The sequence below is a fragment of the Neisseria sp. HMSC069H12 genome (assembly GCF_001812735.1).
GTDB lineage: Bacteria > Pseudomonadota > Gammaproteobacteria > Burkholderiales > Neisseriaceae > Neisseria > Neisseria subflava.
The window spans coordinates 1-1,906 of record NZ_KV810257.1 but is presented as its reverse complement, the minus strand read 5'-3'; the positions used below and the strand labels follow the sequence as shown (position 1 = coordinate 1,906).

The following is a 1,906-nucleotide window of genomic DNA, read 5'->3' as shown; positions in this document are numbered from 1 at the left end:
ATGCCGATATAGACGGTCATTTTCTTTTTGCGCACGTCGGTGAGCAGGAAGTCATCGGCGGAGGAGGCGGCGTCAATGACGGGGTTGATCCACGGGTTGAGCGGCTCTTTAAACGTGCCCATGATGGAACCGAAGGTTTCCTTTTCACAGTATTCTCACAGTATTCCTTGTCTTGTATTCTGAAAAGGCCGTCTGAAAACTGTTTTTCAGACGGCCTTTCGATTCGGTTCAACATCTTCGCTTACGAAATCATCATCCCGCGCGATTGGGATTGCGCCAACTGCCTTTGTTGCGTTTCATATTCAAACTGCTGCGCCGTCTGCTGGATTTGATTCAGGCTTTCTGCTGTCGGAGTAACGGCTGCCTTATCCATATTGACCACCGCCTCATTTAGGTCGGGAGATTCGTGGGCGATACTGATTTCTCTGGTGCGTTCGTCAACGTCAATCAGCGATACGCCGCGCAGCCCTTGTGCGTAACCTGCCGCCGCCATGGACATGCCAATCCTGTCCAAATCTTCTTCACGGTAAGGGATGTTTTCATGTCGACAAAAATCAACGAAACATTCTTTTCCCTGATGGTAGATGTTTTGCGCGTATTGGGGCATGTCTTCGATCTTAAGAGAATGAAGCTGGGAATATTGGTTGTTCTGTTGTCCATTTTCTTGCACCATCATATTTTCCAAATACCAAAATGGGGCTATTCTATCCCAAAATTTATCTACGCTTTCATTATGTCCTAGTGTGTAATCTTTACCTCGAAAGCTAACAGTTACTGATGCATCTTTAGATTTATGTTTCACAATTTGGTCGAGAAATGGTTTAATTTGTCTGTCAGGGCGATCCCTTTCTAAAGCTGTTCCATCAAAATCTTTATCTGCCAAACCAATGAAGCCCAATCCTTTGCCGGAGAAATCAATGCAACTGTCCCAAACCGCATGGTAATTTTTTCCAAACCCTGGTATTTTTTCTTCCCTAACAGCATTTTCATAGTTCTGTATTTTATCAAATTGGTCTTTAGTAATATCAACTGTAATTGAACTTATTAGATTTCCTTTGCTGCTTCTGTAATTTTTCCAATCATCTGGACTAATGTTATCTTTAGCAGTTTTTGTACTCCTTCCTGTTGACCATCCTGATGAAAATGATGGTTTCTCATCCAAGCTTTCATTGGGTTTGCGAGCTTCTAACCAAACATGCCCCCATTTGGAAGTTTCCCATTTTTGTGTTTTATCATTAAAATATGCTGCTCCCGATGGAGCAAATTTTACAGTTAATCTATAAGCTGAAGACATAACAACTTCCTTTCAGATAATTAGAAATTAATAAAACCAAAGTTTGTAAGGTATAATTTGAAAAGCCGTTCTGGCAATACCTGCTTCTTTTAAATATGTTTTAATTTCAATCGAACTCTCGTCTTTTAAATCACAGCGGTATCTCCCGTAAGACAAATCAAATCCTCCTAGAGAATAACTTCCACCCCAAGCATAAGGTTTATCAGGATTTTGAGAATCCCAACCATCCATTCCGGATAAATCTTTCATGGTATAATTTTTTTCATAAAACAAAATTTCTGAATCTTTTTCTATTTTATAGCATTTTATAGAAAATTTATAAGGAACAGTTTCCAGTTTGCCATTGAAAAATGCTTCACCATAATTTTGATATTCCGATTCGAAACCCAATATCATCAGATATGGTTTCTTAACCCAAGAGTTAACTTCATAGCTGACAATTTTTCCTTCTCCCATAGGTAGTTCGACAATTTTCGGACGAAAAAGCATCTCGGAAGTAAGGACTGTAACCGTATCACACTGTGCCAACAACAGGGTTGCTGTAATCCCCCCTGTCAATAAAATAACCTTCTTAGATTTCCAACGCATCATGCTTTCTCCTTATTTACATCT

At 39.9% G+C, this 1,906-nt stretch carries 2 protein-coding genes and 1 pseudogene; all 3 read right to left on the bottom strand.

Features of this window, described 5'->3' with window-relative positions; all coding sequences use genetic code 11:
- Nucleotides 1-134: pseudogene (locus HMPREF2872_RS11560) on the bottom strand (type IV secretory system conjugative DNA transfer family protein); the annotation flags it as partial.
- Between the two features lie 107 nt (nucleotides 135-241).
- Nucleotides 242-1,294, bottom strand: a complete 1,053-nt coding sequence (locus tag HMPREF2872_RS04070; RefSeq protein WP_070631401.1) for a hypothetical protein — start codon at nucleotides 1,292-1,294, stop codon at nucleotides 242-244.
- Nucleotides 1,295-1,321: 27 nt separating this feature from the next.
- On the bottom strand, nucleotides 1,322-1,885 hold the full coding sequence (locus HMPREF2872_RS04065) for a hypothetical protein (RefSeq protein WP_063075317.1): 564 nt from the start codon (nucleotides 1,883-1,885) through the stop codon (nucleotides 1,322-1,324).
- Between the last annotated feature and the right edge of the window lie 21 nt (nucleotides 1,886-1,906).